We start from the raw sequence: 17,755 nt of genomic DNA on the forward strand, positions 1-17,755 counted from the left end.
GTTGGTCGCCCGGAGCAATCAGGTGCACCCTTTATGCAGTGGCGAACACCTAGACTACTTGGAGGGTATCGGTCGATACCCACGAAATCGGTGACCACGTCACCGTAACTCGATCGCCACAGTGACCCTCCACGTTCGATTCCGACATCGGTCGAGTACGGGTCGTCACGACCGACGCCGCGTGGATTCGAGACTACGGGGGTGGTTTCGCGTCCTGCGGCCTCGAGACCCCTACTCGAGTCCGATCGGTCGGGTCGTCCGCTGTTCGGAGGCGGCACTCACTGCTCGGAGACGGCGCTCTATACCGGAGACCGGTAGGATCACCATCTCGAGACGGACGGTCGAGTACAACGAATCGACGCGCGAGCCCGGCGACTCGACTGCGCCGTGTCGCGCGGCAAATCGACTGGAACGATTCGAAATACGAGGGAAGAGGGAGGATTCGAACGCGTGCGGCGTCAGTCGCGTCTGAGTCTGGGTCGAATCTGCTGGGTCACTCGACGGTAACGCTCTTGGCGAGGTTTCGCGGTTTGTCGATCGGCCGGTCGAGGAGGTCGGCGGCGTGATAGGAGACGAGCTGAAGCTGGACGTTCGCGACCAGCCCAGCCAGATCGGGATCGGTGTCGGGAATCCGCAGGTGCTCGTCGGCCACCTCGACGGCGGGGTGGCCGTCGGGACAGACCGCGATGACGGGTGCACCGCGGGTCTGTGCCTCCTCGGCGTTTTTCAGCGTCTTCTCGTCTTCCTGCCCGGTGAAGATCGCGAACACCGGCGTCTCGGGCGTGACCAGCGCCAGCGGTCCGTGTTTCAGTTCGCCCGAGGCGAAACCCTCGGCGTGCTCGTAGGTAATCTCCTTGAACTTCAGGGCCCCCTCGAGGGCCACGGGGAAGCCGAGCCCGCGACCGATGAAGAAGTACGCCTCGCTCCCGCTGTACCGGTCGGCGATCTCCTCGGCGTTCGAGTACTCGAGGAGGTCGTCGATTCTGGCGGGCATCGATTCGAGCGCCGGCAACAGCGACTCGAGGTCGGCCGACGGTTCGCCCTGGACGTCATCGGCGATGCGCTGGCCGAGCAGCGTGAGCATGACCGCCTGCGATGAGAACGTCTTCGTCGCGGCGACGCCGATCTCCGGCCCCGCGCGGATGAAGAGGGTGTCGTCGGCCTCGCGAGCGGCCGTCGAACCGACGACGTTAGTCACGGTGAGCGTGCGAGCACCCCCGGCAGCGGCCTGGCGGAGCGCGTTCAGGGTATCAGCCGTCTCACCGCTCTGGGTGACCGCGATCACCAGCGTGTCGTCGTCGATCGGCGGCGCGGAGACGCTGTACTCGTTGGCCAGCAACGCGGTCGAGTGCACCCCCGCCTGGTTCAGCGCGAGCGAGCCGTACAGGGCGGCGTGATACGAGGTGCCGCAGGCGACGAACTGGACGCTGTCGACGTCGTCGAACGTCCCCGGTTCGAAATCGGAGAGCGCGATCCGACCGTTCAGGGGGTCGATCCGGCCCTCGAGCGCCTGCGTCAGCGACGTCGGCTGCTCGTTGATCTCTTTGAGCATGAAGTGATCGTACTCGCCCTTCCCGGCCTGTTCGGGATCCCACTCGACCGTCTCGGACGTGCGCACGATCGGATTTCCCTCGAGGTCGGTGAACTCGACGCCGTCCTCGTCGACGATGACGACGTCGCCGTCCTCGAGGTAGACCACGCTGTCGGTGTACTCGAGGAAGGCCGGAACGTCGCTCGCGAGGAAGTACTCGCCGTCTTCCATCCCCACGACGAGCGGGGAGCCCTGCCGGGCCGCGTAGAGGACGTGTTCGCCCGACACCATCGCGGTCACGGCGTAACTCCCCTCGAGTTCGTCGATCGCCTGCCTGAAGGCCGATTCGCTGTCGAACCCGGCGTCGAGGTAGTACTGGATGAGGTGCGGAATGACTTCGGTGTCGGTGTCGCTCGTGAACTCGTAACCGTTGCCGGCCAGTCGCTCCCTGAGTTCGACGTAGTTCTCGATGATCCCGTTGTGGACGACCGCGACATCCTCGCTCTCGTCCGTGTGAGGATGGGCGTTCGCGTCGGTCGGTGGCCCGTGCGTACTCCAGCGAGTGTGCCCGATTCCGACCGCTCCGTCGAGCGGTTCGCCGATCGATTCCTTTAGCTCCTCGACCTTCCCGGATCGTTTTTGGACGTTGATGCCGGAACCGTTCTGGACGGCGACGCCCGCCGAGTCGTAGCCCCGGTACTCGAGGTTCTCCAGCCCGGTCAGCAGCGGCTCGAGGGCGTTGCCGTCTCCGACGCGACCGATGATTCCACACATCCGTTACTCACCACCCGTCGGGACGCTCGGACTGCTCGTGTGGTCCAGACACGGGTTCGATTTTCGCCGACGGTATATCGGCTTGCCTCCCCCCGGACGCTGCGATAGAAGTATCGTGGAGGGCTGCTGACTCACAGCAACTGATCGAGACGACGAACGGTACGCAACCATGAGAGGAATTCAAACCTCCTGAACCCATTACTATAGACGGACTACTGAGTACCGTAGTCAGAGGGTACTCCACCACTGGCTGTCGACCGCGGCGAACGTTGGCCTCGCAGTTGAACGGAACTGCAAACCGACATCGGACACGAACTGTCGATTTGGGACGCTCTCTCCACGGAAAACGTGCGACCTGTCCCATCGGTCTGAAAAGTACGCCGAACAAACAGGGAATCGGCGCTCGAGTATGGAGCGTCGAACGAGCGGTAGCGACTACCCAACTGACGTAGGAACGGAAAACAGTCGCCGCGGTTCGCAACGCGATACACAGCGATACGCCGGTATCCGAGCGGCGTTTGGCGACGCCGCGACCGCAGACTAGTTTCCGAACCGGCACCCCGTCGAGACACGCGCGATGGGCCGACCTGCCGGGGCGGTGACTCGAACCGCCACACCTTTTGTGGTGGGCCGGGTTGTATGCGTATGGGTTTTGGTAGCTACGATGAATCCGAACAACAAGAGCAGACCACGGACGACGAGGACGTAGAAGCCGTCAACGTCCACGAACACGAACACAAGGGGGAAATGTCGTTCGAATCCGACGTCTCGACGGACGAACTCGTCTCCCAATTGGGCTCGATGAAAGAAGACGAGTCCGACGACTCCGACGAATAACGTCCCGACCGTAACGGACACGATACTGGTCTGACCGTCCACGATCGACGGCGATCGCTCGCTCGTCGTCGAACGCCATCGATCCGATCACAGATTCGTTTTTTCTCGAACCGTGGCTCGAGCCGTCGAGTCGACCGAAACGAGTGGGTACTCGACAGATCTCCGTATTGATAGCCGATCCGTCGGTCAGCAGAGCATCGCGGAACAGAGTTCGCCGATCGCTCGCCGCAGTCGCTGGGAGACGGCCGACTTCGAGACGTCGAGTCGATCCGCGAGTTCGTTCTGGGAGATGCCACGCGGCACGTCGAAATAGCCCTCCTCGTAGGCGACGGTGAGCAGTTCCTGCTGTTTCGCCGTCAGCGCGACGACGCCGTCGTCACCGTCGTCTGAGACGCACAGATGATCGACGGTGACCGAAATTCCGCGCTCGCGACAGTAGTCGTTGAACGCGACGAGTCGATCCCGGTCGGCGAACCGAAGCTGTACCTGCCAGCCGTCTCGAGAACTCGAGAGGTCGAGCAGGCGGCCGCCGACGTCGGCGATCTCGGCGGTGAACGTCGTCGCGCGGTCGGTACGCGTGACCCGGTAGACTCGTCTGTCGGGGTAGCGATCGACGAGGACGGGGTCCGTGACCGTCGGATCCGTCTCGAGGGCGGTTTCGAACGCGTCGAACACGGTGCCGTAGACGGTGACGAACACGAGCGTCCGACCCGGCTCGACGGTGGTCCAGTAGTCTGGTTCGACGGTGACGTCCGACGCGTGCCGAATCGTCGGGCGCAAGAACAGTTCCGGGTGATCGAGTCGAAGCTGGGCGACGATTCCGCCGTCGGCTTCCGATCGAACGCCCGACCGGTCACCGGTCGCGTCGCTGATCGATTCGAGAGGGTCCTCGGCGTCGGTGACTCCCTCGACACCCGTCTCTGGATCGGCATCAGTGACTTCCTCGACGCCCTCCTCGGCGTCGGCGATATCGATGCTCACGAATTCATCCGCCATCCGGAGAGATGACCGGCGTAATTACGTCTTACCTCGAACGCACTCATCGAATGCCTCATTAGGAGCCGGAGACATGATCGTGGGCGCTATACACGGAAACGGACCGGGTTCGCCGCCCTATCTATATTCATCTATCAGAGTGTTGAACTTCCTCGGCACCGGCGGAAAGACGGTATTACGACTCGAACGGACCGAAGTAAGACCCGACCGAATCGAAGTAAGATGGAAATACCGGCGACGATACCGGGTGATGGGGCTCAGACGGACTGCTATCAGTCAGTTTCGACGCGACTGCGAACTGTCCTGCGGTCGCGCCGGTACATCGCTACGGTCGAGCCGGTACGTCGGGATAGCAAACTGTCTCAGTCGGCCTCGAGTTCGTCGAACAATAGCGCGAACAGTTTCCGCTGGCCCAGCCGGAGATGGCGACTGAACGTCGGCTGGGAGATCCCGAGCGAGTCCGCGACCTCCTCGCCGGTGTGCTCGCGCGGCCACTCGAAAAAGCCGCCGTAGTAGGCCGCCTCGAGCGTCCGACGCTGGCGCTCCGGGAGGTGCTGGCTCAGATCGTCGAACGGGCGCACCGGACGTGGTGATCGATCGCGTTTCCGCCGAGCGACCAGTTCCGTGCCGGGATGGGCCCGCTCGAGGTGCTCGAGGAACGAGCGAACGTCGACCGGGTCGCCGAGTTCGATCACGAGTCGGCAGCGACCGTCGGCCGGCGTGACGGATCGGAGGATCCCACCGTGCTCCGCGATCGCTCGCGCGACGGTGGGTTCCCGCAGGCCGATTTCGAGGACGGTCCCGCCGGTGTCGCGGTCGACGATCGAAATCGCGTCGACCGCCGACAGCGATCCGATCGTCTCTCGAATCGCATCCGAATCGCCACCGTCGACCGCACAGAACACCGTCGATCCGCCCGACGAGCGAGGGACGATCGCCCGCACGTCGATCGGTCGGCCGATGCCGCGAGCGATCGACGACAGCGCTTCGGCGTCGTCCCGGACGACGACCTCGAGTTCGGTGATCCGATCGGCGAGCAACGCGCGTTTCGTCTCGATCGCCCCGATCACAGTCCCGGCGATCGAGGCGAGGTGACGACAGGCGCGTCGGGTTCGATCGTCGAACGCCGACGGTCGGTCCGCGTACGCGGTCAGCGTTCCGTACCCGACCCCGTCAGCGGTGAGCGCCACACCGAGCGCGGACCGGAATCCTCGCTCGAGGAGCCGCCGTCGCCACGATTGGTCCTCGTTCGTGTGCTCGCGCCGATCGACCGAGAGGTCGTCGAGGACGACCGGTTCGCGCGTCGCGGCCGCCGCTCCCGTCGGCGCGCCGACGTCCGTCTGCAGGGGAACTGTCGTCGACTCGAGGAACTCGCCGTCGCGACCGGCCCACGTCGACGGGACCACTCGTTCGCGACCGTCGTCCGCGTGACCGACCCATGCGAGCGCTATTTCGCCGTCCGATTCGAGCGGATCCAGGGACACGATCGCCTCACAGAGCCGTCGTTCGACCGCCTCGCGCGTGTCGGCCGCCAGTATCGACTGCCCCGCATCCCACACCCGCTCCGTCCGCTCGACGACGGTTTCGAGGCGAGCACGCTCGTGCTGAGACGCCCGGAGGCCGTCGGCACGCTCGAGTGACTCGAGCGCAATCGTCGCGGCGTCCGTCACCGCCTCGATCGGATCCGACTCGAGTCCGTCGAACGCCATTGGGTCGGTACTGGTCGCGAGGACCACTGCCCGAGTCCCGACCGAGACGGCGAGAACTCGCTCGGCACGGAGCCCGGTGCGCGCGAGGAGATTCTCGAACTCCGTCCGCTCGTAGACTGTCGATCTCTCGGTTTCCGGGTGAGCAACCGCTCCGTTTTCGTCCGGATGACCGACCGACGCCCCGTTCTCGAGAACGTCGGACAGCGGGCTCCCGGCGGGATCGATCGGCGGCGGCTCGAGCGAACGCTGATCGCCGCCGATGCGGTCCGCCGCCGCGACCGTCGCCGGACGAAGGCGGTCGTCATCGGCGCGATACCAGACGGCCACGTCAGCGCCGGCGAATTCCCGGATGGCACCCGTGGCGGCGTCTCGAACGGCCGACGGCGTCTCGGCCCGGCGGAGCGCGTCGAGCGCGCGTCGGATCGACGACAGGGCGGCCGCTCGAGAGTCGCGCCCGTCGCGGACGACACAGAGCGTTCGGTCGGGGTCCGAAAGCGGCGCGACGAAGACGTCGACCGGCGGGGACGCGTCGGTCGCGAGAACACCCGAAACCGGTTCCATCCACCGAATGACCGGTGACCGAGCCCGCTCCCGAATCGTCGCCGCGAGGTCGTCCGCGAACACGTCCTCGAGTTCCCGTCCGACGAGCGCGTCCGCATCGGCGAGATCGAGCAGCGCCGGGTTCGCCAGCCGAATCGTCGTCCCCTCGAGGACGGCGATCCCGTCGTCGAGCGCGTCGACGACGGATTCGAGGAATTCGAGGCGGTCTTCGTTCACCGAGGTCGCGGCGTCGAGGGGATGTTCCCGCGCGTGGACCGAGACGCCGTCGTCGCCGGGGTGAACGGTCACGGTGAGCCGCTCCTCGAGCGGGGGAACGGTCGTTCCGAACGTCTCGGTCGAGCCCGTCGTCTCGGCCGCTCGAACGCCGTCGTAGAGCGCCTCGCTGAGGTCGTCCGGAAGGAGGCTCCAGACGACGGTTCCGATCGGATCGGCGCGGTCGCTCGAGCGCTCCGCAGTGCTCGTCTCGGGCCCGGTTCCCTCGCCGAGACCGGTATCGGTACCGGTGAACAGCGACAGCGCGGCGTCGTTCGCGTACCGGAGTTCGTCCCGCGGGCCGAGGGTGAAAAACGCGTCCGCGAGCCGGTCGACGCCCGCGCGAATCCCGTCGTCGATCGCCGAATCGGCCGCCGATCCCGCACCGGTTCTTGTGACGACGACCCCCTCGACGGTCGGATCCGCGAGCCGGTTCGCGAGGGTCAGTTCCGAAACGTTCCACGTGCCGTCGGCGTGGCCGAGCCGCGGCGTCACGCGTTCGGTCGTCCCGACCGGTGCGTCGGTCACGGAGGCGAGCGCCTCGCGAACCGCCGCTCGATCGTCCGGGTGAACGAGCCGGTCCATCGCCGTCCGCTCGAGTTCGGTCGGCGTGTACCCCAGCCGCGACTCGACCGTCGGCGTCGCGTACTCGATGTCGCCGTCGGCGTCGAGCACCCAGACGACCGCGCCGGCGCTCTCGAGGATCGATCGGTAGCGCCGATCGGATTCCGCCGCGGCCAGACGGAATCGCGCTCGCTCGGCCGCGTTTCTCACTCGAGCGGTCAGCACCGCCGGGGACTCGTCACGAGCGACGACGTCGCTCGCTCCCGCCGCGAGCGCGCGATCGGGGCCGTCGGCGTGGTCTGTACGGTGGGCGTCGTCTGTGCCGTCGGCGCAGTCAGCACGGTCTGAACGGTCGGCGTCGTCGCTATCGATCACGGCTACGATCGGCCGGTCGTCGGCTCCGGCGGCGAGGCGCTCGAGCAACGTTTCGCTCGGTTCCGATCGCCCGTCGTCGGCCGGGACGAACGGGCAGACGAGACAGTGTACCTCGCGCTCGGCGAGTCGCTCACGGGCCCCCTCGAGCGTCCGCTCCCTGAGTAGCGAACCGCCCTCGAACCGGGCGGCGAGCGTCTCCGTCGCATCGTCGGCGGCAGCGGAATCGCCGACGACCAGCACGCGAGGCGCGTCACCGACGACGGTTGCGGTGCCGTCGCTCACTCAGCGGTCACCTCCAGTGCGGCCCGCTCCAGGTCTTGCGCCTCGTGTCGGTACCGTCCGGTCTGATCGGCCCCTGTTCGATGAATCGCCGGACGACCGGGTACCGGACGACCGAGAGTACGAGCCGAGCAAGCAGCCACGAAAGGGGGCCACGATACCGGCCGGATCGCTCTCTCGCAAGATAACTATGGATCTCGTACTCGCGCGTCGCGGGGGAGTAAGCGGACTAACCACCGGATTCGGAGGTCGTTATGACTGCACTGTTATGATCCCTCTCGAACCGTGAGAACCGGGGCCGGCGCGTTCCGGACGATCTCCTCGGCGACGCTGCCCGAGATGAGGTGATCGAGCCCGGATCGACCGGCCGTCCCGACGATAATCATATCAGTCGGATTCGTCTCCGCGAAGTCGACGATCTGCTCCTGGGGGACGCCGTGGCGGACGTCCGTGGTCACGTCGACACCCTCGCGAGTCGCCGACTCCTCGGCTTCCGTAGCGGCCGCGGCGGCCGCCTCCTCCGGATCGTTCCGGAGGCGATCCTGCTGGTCCTCCGCGTGCGGGCCGTCCTCCGACACCGAGAGGACGTGCAGGGTCGCGTCGAGTCGATTCGCGAGTTCGATCCCGTGCTCGGTCGCCCGACGGGCCGCGTCGCTCCCGTCCGTCGCGAGGAGTATATCCTGATACATCGGTTGACTATCCGTTCGAGCGACGGTCGGATACATCCCTGACCTGCCGTTGCCTGCCGGCTATCGGTCAATCGAATTCCTTCAGAACACCACCTCCCACCCGTGCCCGCAGTTCCGGCACTCGAAGCGACGGTTCAATCCCGCATCGGTCACCGAACGATCCGCTTCTTCTCCCGCCTCCTCGAGACAGTTCGGGCAACGATACCGGCTCATGCGCTTCTCGAAGCACACAGTCGGACATAAAGAGGCGATTCGCTTCGGGATGATTGAGACAAATTCAGTCCGTTTCACGCGGAATTCGGTCAGTCGATCGGACCGTTGAATTCCGGGCCGAATCGTCGCGCCGCGAACGTCGGCGTCAGAGCAACTCGAGAATCGCGTGATGCAACTCGAAAACGACGATCGCCAGATACAGTTGCCCGATCCCGGCGGCGATCATCACGACTCCCGCGATCCGCTTGAGCAGACCGGAGTAGGCCGCGAGTCGGCCGGCACCGGCGACGAGTCCCATCCCCGTCGCGACGGTCAACGCGACCATGAGCACGACGACGGTACCGACGTACGTTCCCAGAAGGACCACCGCGTCGGTCGTCGACAGCGATAACGCGCGGGTGACGACGCTGATGAACAGCGGCGCGACGCAGCCGGCCGACGCCAGCGCGTAGCCGACGCCGAAGACCCCGAAGCCGAGCGTGCTCGAGCGGCGCTTCGGGAGCGGAATCGAAAGCGACGGCGCGCGCTCGAGGACGATCAACACGCCGAAGCCGATCAGGACGAAACCCGCGATGGCTTCGAACCACTTGATCGACGACAGCGTCGATTGACCGACCCAGAACGTCGCCCCGAGCAGAGCGGTGAACGTGACGAGGACGCCGAGTCCCGCGAGCAGGCCGCGGCTCAGCGCCCCGCCGAGCGACGCTCGCTCACCGTCTGTCTGACTCACGTAAAAGCCCACGTACCCCGGCAGGAGCGGATACGCACACGGGGAGAAGAACGTCGCGAGCCCGGTCGACAGCGCGAACACGATCGACGTGGTGCCCGTCGCGTCGACCATCCTCACTCGGCCCCTCCCTCGAGGGCGCGTTCGATGCCCGCGACGAGTTCGTCGGCGGTCTTGATGCCGGAATCGTGCCACCGGACGGTCCCCGAGGCGTCGATCGCCACGGCTGACGGATAGGGCGATCCCCAGTATCGACTGGTGAGCTCCGAGGTCGGATCGAGACCGATCGTCCAGTTACCGTCGTTTTCGTCCCACCACTCGGCGAGCTCCGCCTCGGAAATCGTCTCGCCGACCGGTTCGCTCGTGACGGACAGAAAGAGGACCTCGTCGCCGACTCGCTCGTGAGTCGTGGCGAGGGCGTCCATCTGTTTGATACAGGGATCACACCACGTCGCGAAGAAGTCGATGAACGTCGGTCGATCCGGCGCGGGGACGGTGACGGTACCGGCTTCGCTCCCCGGCGCGTCAGCCGTCTCGATCTCGTAGGGATCGTGCTGTCGGCCGACGAGTCCGGACGATCCGTCGGAGTCGTCGTTGAACGAGGGGACGCCGAACGCTGCGACGGCACCGGCACCGGCGACGACGCCCGCGCTGCCGAGGCCGGCGAGGACCTCACGGCGACGCATCGCTACTCGTCCACCCCCACGACCGTTCTCGTGTCTTCGACCATCACCTGCGTGTTGACCGCGTCGCGTTGACTGCTCGCCTTCGGGTACGCGCGCTCGACGATTCCGCGTTCGTTGACGATCTGAACGAGTGCGGAATGGGTGAACGTGTACTCGAGACCATCGGCACCGTCGGCACCGGACGATTCGTTCTCGGATTCGGTACCTGAAACGGTCTCGTTCGTCGATTCGTTATTCGACGACTCCTCGCGCCGAAGTGGGAGTCCGAACGTTTCCTCGAGGATCGTTTTGGCCGTCTCGTTGTCCTCGGGGCGGAGGTAGTGCCAGTGTCCCGCGTCGGGGTCGATCCCCCGCTCTTCACTGTAGGTCCGAAGGGCGTCGGCCGTGTCACGGTCGGGATCGAACGTCACCGCGAGCAAACCGACATCGTCCTCATAGCCGCTCTCGATGGCGTCTTCCTGTATCCGAGTGAGGTGCTGGAGGAGCGTGTCGCACATGCCGTCCGGGCAGGATCCGTAGAAGTACGTTATCACGAACGGCCGTTCGCCGACGAAATCGTCGCGGGAGACGGTCTCCTCCGCAATCGGATCGGTGAGCGAGAACGACGGGAACTCCTCGCCGTACGTCGGATACGAGTAGTCACCGTACTGGGCCTCTTCTTCCGGGGGCTCGAGTATCGTATCCGGATTGGAGTCACCGCCGAGTAGATCACCGAGACAGCCGGCAACGCTCGTGATCCCCATCGTTCCGAGCGAGCCGAGGTATGTCCGCCGTTCCATAGTTAGTTCGATGGAACCCGTAATCAAAGGTTCATTGGTTCGATCGCCGAAGGCGGCCCCGTGCGTTTCGTTCTCGGTATACGACACTCGGACGTGCCGCCATCCGCAGCCGATCGAGCGGGCGTTCAGAGCGGTGACGACCCGAACGTGAGCCCGTCTCCGCCCGTTCGATGGACGAACCAACAGGCGTTTGATCGCCGATACCCAACCGTCACTCGATGAAACGCCGGGGATTTCTCCGCGGAACAGCAGGGATCGGTGCCGTCGGAGCCGCCGGAACAGCCGGACTCGCCGGCTGTCTCGAGCGACTCGGGTTCGAAGAAGAATCGGCGTGGGCGAACCCGCCGCTCGTCGAGAACCGGCCCGACGCGGTCTACCTCCCGGCATCGCGCGAGGAGATGGGGACCTACGGGACGGCGACCGACGGCGACTACGCGGCCGCGCTGTCGTACACTTTCCCCCATCGATTCTGGACTGTCGAAGCCACCAGCGAGGGGAAGACGCTCGTCGAGGTCAACGCCGACGACAGCCTCCACCTCATGGTCTCCGTCTGGGATCGCGAGACGCACACCGCCCTCCCGGCGACCCTGCGCCTCGAAGTCTCTCAGGACGGCGAGCCGGTCGATGCCGGCACCTCGTCGCCGTGGCCAATGATCTCCCAGCGAATGGGGTTTCACTACGGCGATAACGTCCAGCTCCCCGGGGAAGGCGAGTACACCGTTCGGGTCACCGTCAACCCCGTTACCGGGATCGAGCGGACCGGTGCGTTCGAGGGCCGCCTCGAGTCGCCCGGCTCGCTCGAGATCGACTTCGAGTACGCTCGGTCGGATCTTCACGACCTCTCGTTCGAGACGATCGCCGAGGATCGGCGGGGGAGTCGCGAGGCGTTGCCGCTGATGGATCACGGGGATCACGGCGGCGACGGTGGGGACAGCGGGGACGATGGAGGAAATGGCGACGGCGGCGACCATGGCGACGGGGCCGGACAACCGCCGATGGGACGGGGCGTGGCGATCGAGGAACTTCCCGGCCAGGTCTTCGAGCCCCAGCGCAGCGGTGATGCGACGTTCGTCGCGCTCGTCTCCGACGCCGACCGATTCACCGATGGGAGTTCCTACGTTGCGGTCAGTCCCAGAACGCCGTACAACGACATCGTCCTCTCGTTCACGTCCCTGTCAGCGGCCGTCGAGGGCAACGGCTCGGTCCGCCAGAACGAACTCGCGGAAGCGCTCGATCACGAGATCGGCCACCACTACGGGGTCGCGGTCGACGACCTCGAGCCCGGCGATCGCGTGACGGTCTCGGTCGACTCGCCGCCGCAAGTGTCCCGTCACGACGGCTATGAGACGGCGTTTTTCGACTTCGAGGACCTGACCTATACGATCTGAGCCGGTTTAGCGGGTGGAACGGTCTGAGCCAGTTCAAGGGCCGAAACGGTTTGAGATAGTTCACCACCCGTCTCGAGTCGCTCGAGGCGGAGCCGCTCGTTGCGACAGTCTCCAATGTGGGTTGTCGATTTCACCGTGGAAACCACGGCTTTCGGGCGGAACGACGGTGAGAGTCGGCCAACCGTCGAAGTGAGAGCCGGCCGACCGACGAAACCCGTTCGGACGGAGGCTCTGTTTCAGTCCGTAAATTCGTTCGTACCGTACTCGATCGATCCGGACCGGACACTGGTGGTTCCTTACGGTTATGATAACTATCGGGGATCGTCGAATACGTCCGAAGCATGTCTCGTACAGGTCACGCAGCCATGGATATCGGGTGTCCGGAGTGTGATGCGACGATCGCCGCATCTATCCCACCAGGTCCGGGAATCCACTCGGAGAGGGAATCGAACCGCCTCCTCGGAAAGGAGACTCGATGCCGAAACTGCGGTCACGAACTCGAGTTGTACTACTACTAAGGCGTTCTCACTGGCGATTCGCGTTGCTATACAACGTGCTCGTGGAGACCGATCGGGGCTGAGGCGCTGCTATCTCCCCCTCCCCACCCCCGAAATTTCGGCGTCTGACGGCGAAATTAGCTGATTTTCACCGAAAACTCAGTGTCCCTCTTCGACGGTGATCGAACCGTCTCCGTCTTCGCCGACTTACTGGCCGGTCTCCCAGCCGCGCGGCGTCTCGTTCAACCGCTCGGCGCCGTCCTCGGTCACCGCGACGAGGTCCTCGATTCTGACGCCGAACTCGCCCTCGAGGTAGATCCCCGGTTCGACGCTAAAGACCATCCCCGGCTCGAGTTCGCGGTCGTTTCCCGCCGCGATGTAGGGCGGTTCGTGCACCTCGAGGCCGACGCCGTGGCCGGTCCGGTGGACGAAGGCGGCGCCGTAGCCGGCGTCCTCGATAACCGATCGGGCGGCACGGTCGATCGAGCCGGCGGTGACGCCCGGCTCGACGGCGTCGATCGCGGCTTGTTGTGCCTCCCTGACGATGTCGTGGACGCGCTCGTACTCCGCGGGCGGTTCGCCGACGACGATCGTTCGGGTCTGATCACCCGGATACCGGCCGGTTCCCGCCTCGAGATCGGCCGCGACGAAGGCGCCGAAATCGAGGACGATGGGGTCGCCGACTTCGATTGCCCGCGAGCCGCCGTGGTGGTGCGGGCGAGCCCCGTTCGGACCGCTGGCGACGATCGTCTCGAAGGCCGGTTCCTCGCCGCCGTCCGCCGCGAGCAAACGGTCGATTTCGGTCGCCAGCTCGGCTTCGGTCGTCCCGAGCAGCTCGTCCCCGCGCTCGCGAATCGCAAGCGAGACGCGATCCGCGAGTTCGCCGGCCCGGCGGAGCGCCGCGAGTTCGATGTCGTCCTTGCGGATCCGCAACGGCTCGAGGACGGTACTCGCGAGCCCGAACTCGGCGTCGGGGAGCAGGTCTCGGAGCTCCTGCGTGAACGTCGCCCACAGCCGGTCGTCGACGAGCACGGTCGCCGGGTCGGGGCCGCCCAGCGAGTAGGCTTCCAAAACGGTCTCGACGGCCTCGAGCGGGTCGTCCGAATCGGTCCACAAATGCAGTCGCAGGTTCTCGATCGGTAGCTCGGAGAGTTCGGCCTCGTACATCGCCGGCGCGACGAATATGGGATCACCGCGCGCGGGAACGAACAGCAACAGGTGTCGTTCGGACGGCGATTCCTCGAATCCGGTCAGATAGGTGAGGTTCGGACTCGGAAAACAGACCGTCAGGTCGGCTCCCGCCGCTGCGAGGCGATCCTGACAGTCCGCGATTCGTGTTTCGAACGGCGGTTTCATGGAGTGAGGTTTGCTCGAGCGAGAAATCAACGTTTGGTTGCCGAAACGGGATTGGGAACGGGAGCAGGTGCGGGAGAGGGTGGTATGTACGCCGGAGATCGGAGTCTTGGTCGTGGCTCGAGGAGACGGACGGGGCGAAACGGATAATCCGGAGGACCATCACCGTATCAGCGTCCGTCGATCGAAGTACCCACCGATGGACGGTGTGAATGGAGCGTGGATTTTGCTGAGAATGAGTAAGAGAAAGCGTCCTGCTATCGTGGCAACAGGGAATCGCCACGCCCTCCCCAGCCGCTTCGCTTCCTCCTTTCAGTCGGTCGCTCATCCACTGTCAGAGCGAGCGCTGACAAGCCTTCCCTCACTCCGTTTGCGAAGACCTCGCACGATTTCGTACCGCGGTTCATTGGCATTCACCGCGGCCCAGCGCGCGCCACCGCATCGCCGGCTGGTCGGTCCGAAGTGAGACGTGACTCCTCTTTATCGAGCACCGCTCGCTCGTCACAGAGTCGAACCGGTCCCGAGCGATCCATTCTCGGACCGTAGCGGCCTCGCTGAGAGCAGCGCGTCAGTGCCTCTCGACGACTGTCTCCTCGAGCGGACAGTCGGCCGGACGCGAGTAGTAGCGGGAACCTATTAGCCCCCCTGCGGTCGCAGGCCGCGGAGAAACACGCCGTGGCGCTCTGTTATTTCAGCGAATGCGAGTTACCGAGCGGTTGTCGTCGATGACTGTGCGAAATCGACAGCTGCGGGCCGACGGCAGCGGACGGACGGACGACACGTCCGACGACGACGGCCCCACCTGTCCCGGTTCGCTGATCGTGGTCTCGAACCGGCAACCGTATCGTCACGAATACGAAGACGAGCCGACCGCGGACGCCGACGAGATCCCGCCGGGAACGAACGGCGGGGATCAGACGGAGACACAGCGATCCATCACGGTCGACGAACCGACCGGTGGGCTGACGGCCGGCCTCGATCCCGTGGTTCAGGCAACCGACGGGACCTGGATCGCCTGGGGCGACGGCGACGCCGACTTCGCGGTCACGGACGAGCGGAACTGCGTTGCCGTCCCGCCGGAGGAGGAGGCGTACACGCTCCAACGGCTCGAGCTATCCGACGAGGCGGTCGAGTCCTACTACTACGGGTTCAGCAATCGCGTGCTCTGGCCGCTCTGCCACGGCTTTCCCGACCTGATCGAGGATCGAGCAAACGATTTCGAGTGGTATCGGACGGTCAACGAACAGTTCGCCGACGCGGTCGGCGAGCACGCCGAGGACGACTCGGTGATCTGGCTGCAGGACTACCACCTCGCGCTCGCGCCACGGATGATTCGGGAGTCGGTCCCCGAGAGCGCGACCGTCGCCCACTTCTGGCACATTCCGTGGCCGACACCGGAGACCTTCCAGCACTGTCCCGCCGGCGACAATGTCCTCGAGGGGCTACTCGGGAACGATCTGCTGGGCTTTCACGTCGATCGGTACGCCGATCAGTTCCTGCAGTGCGTCGATCGGTTTCTGCCGAGTGCGTCCGTCGACTTCGCTCGTCGAACGGTCCGGTACGACGGGCGGACGACCCGCGTCGTCGCGACGCCGATGGGCGTCGACGCCGAATCGTACGATCGGGACGCACGATCGGCCGATCTGGACCGCCTCTCCGACCTGTTCGATGAGTACGGGATCCCGGAGGGGACCTCGATCGGACTGGGGCTCGACCGCCTCGACTACAGCAAGGGGATTCCGGAGCGGCTGGCGGCGCTCGAGCAGTTCTTCGAGCGGAACCCGGACTGGCGTGGCGAGTTCACGTTCATTCAGAAGGCGACGCCCTCCCGGACGGATATCGAGACGTACGAACGGTACGGCGAACTCGTCCGCAGCGAGGTCCAGCGGATCAATCGACGCTTCGAAACCGACGACTGGCGGCCGATCGTCTACACGGAAGACGTGCTCCCCCGCGAGGACATCTGTGCGCTCTATCGACACGCGGACGTGATGATCGTGAGTCCGCTGATCGACGGGATGAATCTGGTCGCACAGGAGTACGTCGCCGCGAGCGTCGACGGCGACTCCGCGTTGTTGCTGAGCGACCGGACCGGAGCCCACGAGCGGCTCGGTTCGCACGCGTTGACGATCGATCCGACCGATACCGACGGTTTCGCGGCCCAGATCGAGCACGCGCTGTCGCTGTCAACCTACGAACGCCAGCGGCGGATGAACACGCTTCGTCAGCGCGTCTTCGACGGGGACATCGAGTCGTGGATGGAGACGCAGTTCGACTGGATTCGACGCGTCCACGACGATTCCCGGACGACCGAACCGCGGTCCGAACGCGAGTCGGACTCCCACGAACGCACGCCGCCGATATAGCCGATGACGAGGACCGAATCACCACCGCGGCCGATCGACGAGCACCTACCCCGGATTCGCGAGACGCTCGAGCGAGCCGACGGGATGCTCGTCTGTCTGGATTTCGACGGCACGCTCGCGCCGATCGTCGAGGATCCGGACGCCGCGGTCCCGACCGAGCGGAATCGGAACGCGGTGGCGACGCTCGCGGAAACGCCATCGATAACGACCGCCGTCGTTAGCGGCCGCGCCCTGACGGACGTTCGTGAGCGCGTCGACGGGCCGGCGATCTACGCCGGAAACCACGGGCTCGAGCTCGCGCGCACGGGAACGATCGCCGTTCATCCGGTCGCGCGCAAACGCGCCGCCCGCGTCGACCGGATCTGTGCTATCCTCGAGACCGCGCTTCGCTCCGTCCCGAACTGCCGGATCGAAAACAAGCGCCTAACCGGGACGGTCCACTTCAGATCCGTCCCGCCGGCCGCCGAACCGATCGCCTGCCGCATCACCCACGAGGTGGTCGAGCGCTTCGGGGGCGACGCCCTCGAGATTTCGACGGGGAAACGGATCCTCGAGATCGGACCGGCGTTCCCGTGGGGAAAGGGCAACGCCGTCGAACTGATCGCCGCGGACGAACCGCCGGCGACCGCCGCCGTCTACATCGGGGACGATGTCACCGACGAGTCCGCGTTTCGAGCCGTCGAACCGGACGGAATCGGGGTCCGGGTCGGCGACGACGCTCCCTCAAGCGCGTCCTGTCGGGTCGAGTCGCCGGCCGAGGTCGCGTCGTTTCTCTCGTGGCTGGGATCGACCGGAGCCGATCTGGTCGCTCGATCCGACGCGCCCACCGCGACTCCCATCGAGGCCCGATAGCGGTTCCGGGGGGTAGACTCACGATCCGCGCCGCGGTCGGAAGGGACACGACCGTCACGAGCCACACCACTGCCACTATCGGACCAACTGAAATGAAAGCGCGCCCGATCGCACGACGGAAGCGCGGTTCGAAGCGATGCGCGGTTCGGAGCGATGCGCGGTTCGGAGCGAACACAGTGAGCGAGAACCGCGGGAACGCGAACGGTGAGCGAAGCGAGCCGTGAGCGAACACAGCGAACAAGAACCGCGGACTATGCGCTCGGTGTGTGAATCGTCGCAGTTGTTGGGCTAGCTACCGCCACGAGTCATCGCGTCGGTCCGCCAGAT

General features: G+C 65.4%; 13 protein-coding genes. 4 read left to right on the plus strand and 9 right to left on the minus strand.

Annotation, left to right across the window (positions count from 1 at the left end):
- Window positions 1-493 precede the first annotated feature (493 nt).
- Window positions 494-2,305 (minus strand): glutamine--fructose-6-phosphate transaminase (isomerizing), encoded by a 1,812-nt coding sequence (gene glmS / locus LDH74_RS09810; RefSeq protein WP_226042319.1) that lies wholly within the window; start codon window positions 2,303-2,305, stop codon window positions 494-496.
- A 645-nt stretch (window positions 2,306-2,950) separates the two neighbouring features.
- Here glmS and LDH74_RS09815 point away from each other — a divergent pair.
- The gene (locus tag LDH74_RS09815; RefSeq protein ID WP_226042320.1) at window positions 2,951-3,142 is read left to right on the plus strand and encodes a DUF5786 family protein; all 192 of its coding nucleotides are present in this window, start codon (window positions 2,951-2,953) and stop codon (window positions 3,140-3,142) included.
- Window positions 3,143-3,328: 186 nt separating this feature from the next.
- On the opposite strand, the gene LDH74_RS09820 is transcribed toward LDH74_RS09815, so the two are convergent.
- From LDH74_RS09820 to LDH74_RS09845, 7 genes are all read right to left on the minus strand, one after another.
- Window positions 3,329-4,123: a helix-turn-helix domain-containing protein gene (locus LDH74_RS09820; RefSeq protein WP_226042518.1), complete on the minus strand. Its 795-nt coding sequence runs from the start codon at window positions 4,121-4,123 to the stop codon at window positions 3,329-3,331.
- A gap of 377 nt (window positions 4,124-4,500) precedes the next feature.
- Complete coding sequence (locus LDH74_RS09825; RefSeq protein ID WP_226042321.1) at window positions 4,501-7,881, minus strand: bacterio-opsin activator domain-containing protein; 3,381 nt, start codon at window positions 7,879-7,881, stop codon at window positions 4,501-4,503.
- A 263-nt stretch (window positions 7,882-8,144) separates the two neighbouring features.
- Window positions 8,145-8,567, minus strand: coding sequence for a universal stress protein (locus LDH74_RS09830; protein WP_226042322.1), 423 nt, complete (start codon window positions 8,565-8,567; stop codon window positions 8,145-8,147).
- A gap of 81 nt (window positions 8,568-8,648) precedes the next feature.
- Window positions 8,649-8,780, minus strand: a complete 132-nt coding sequence (locus LDH74_RS26455; protein WP_255680971.1) for a hypothetical protein — start codon at window positions 8,778-8,780, stop codon at window positions 8,649-8,651.
- Between the two features lie 145 nt (window positions 8,781-8,925).
- Window positions 8,926-9,621: a cytochrome c biogenesis protein CcdA gene (locus tag LDH74_RS09835; RefSeq protein ID WP_226042323.1), complete on the minus strand. Its 696-nt coding sequence runs from the start codon at window positions 9,619-9,621 to the stop codon at window positions 8,926-8,928.
- A gap of 2 nt (window positions 9,622-9,623) precedes the next feature.
- Window positions 9,624-10,193, minus strand: a complete 570-nt coding sequence (locus LDH74_RS09840) for a TlpA disulfide reductase family protein (protein WP_226042324.1) — start codon at window positions 10,191-10,193, stop codon at window positions 9,624-9,626.
- A 2-nt stretch (window positions 10,194-10,195) separates the two neighbouring features.
- Entirely contained in the window at window positions 10,196-10,972 is a 777-nt protein-coding gene (locus LDH74_RS09845; RefSeq protein WP_226042325.1) for an SCO family protein, read from the minus strand.
- Window positions 10,973-11,190: 218 nt separating this feature from the next.
- Here LDH74_RS09845 and LDH74_RS09850 point away from each other — a divergent pair, with 218 nt between their 5' ends.
- Entirely contained in the window at window positions 11,191-12,360 is a 1,170-nt protein-coding gene (locus LDH74_RS09850; RefSeq protein ID WP_226042326.1) for an iron transporter, read from the plus strand.
- A gap of 704 nt (window positions 12,361-13,064) precedes the next feature.
- On the opposite strand, the gene LDH74_RS09855 is transcribed toward LDH74_RS09850, so the two are convergent.
- Entirely contained in the window at window positions 13,065-14,213 is a 1,149-nt protein-coding gene (locus LDH74_RS09855; protein WP_226042327.1) for a Xaa-Pro peptidase family protein, read from the minus strand.
- 695 nt (window positions 14,214-14,908) lie between these two features.
- On the opposite strand from LDH74_RS09855, the gene LDH74_RS09860 reads away from it, so the two are divergent.
- Together LDH74_RS09860 and otsB are read left to right on the plus strand one after the other, a co-directional pair.
- Window positions 14,909-16,576, plus strand: a complete 1,668-nt coding sequence (locus LDH74_RS09860) for a trehalose-6-phosphate synthase (protein WP_226042328.1) — start codon at window positions 14,909-14,911, stop codon at window positions 16,574-16,576.
- A gap of 3 nt (window positions 16,577-16,579) precedes the next feature.
- Window positions 16,580-17,428 (plus strand): trehalose-phosphatase, encoded by an 849-nt coding sequence (gene otsB / locus LDH74_RS09865; RefSeq protein WP_226042329.1) that lies wholly within the window; start codon window positions 16,580-16,582, stop codon window positions 17,426-17,428.
- The last annotated feature ends 327 nt before the right edge of the window (window positions 17,429-17,755 follow it).

The sequence above is a fragment of the Natrinema sp. DC36 genome (genome assembly GCF_020405225.1).
Classification (GTDB): Archaea; Halobacteriota; Halobacteria; order Halobacteriales; family Natrialbaceae; genus Natrinema.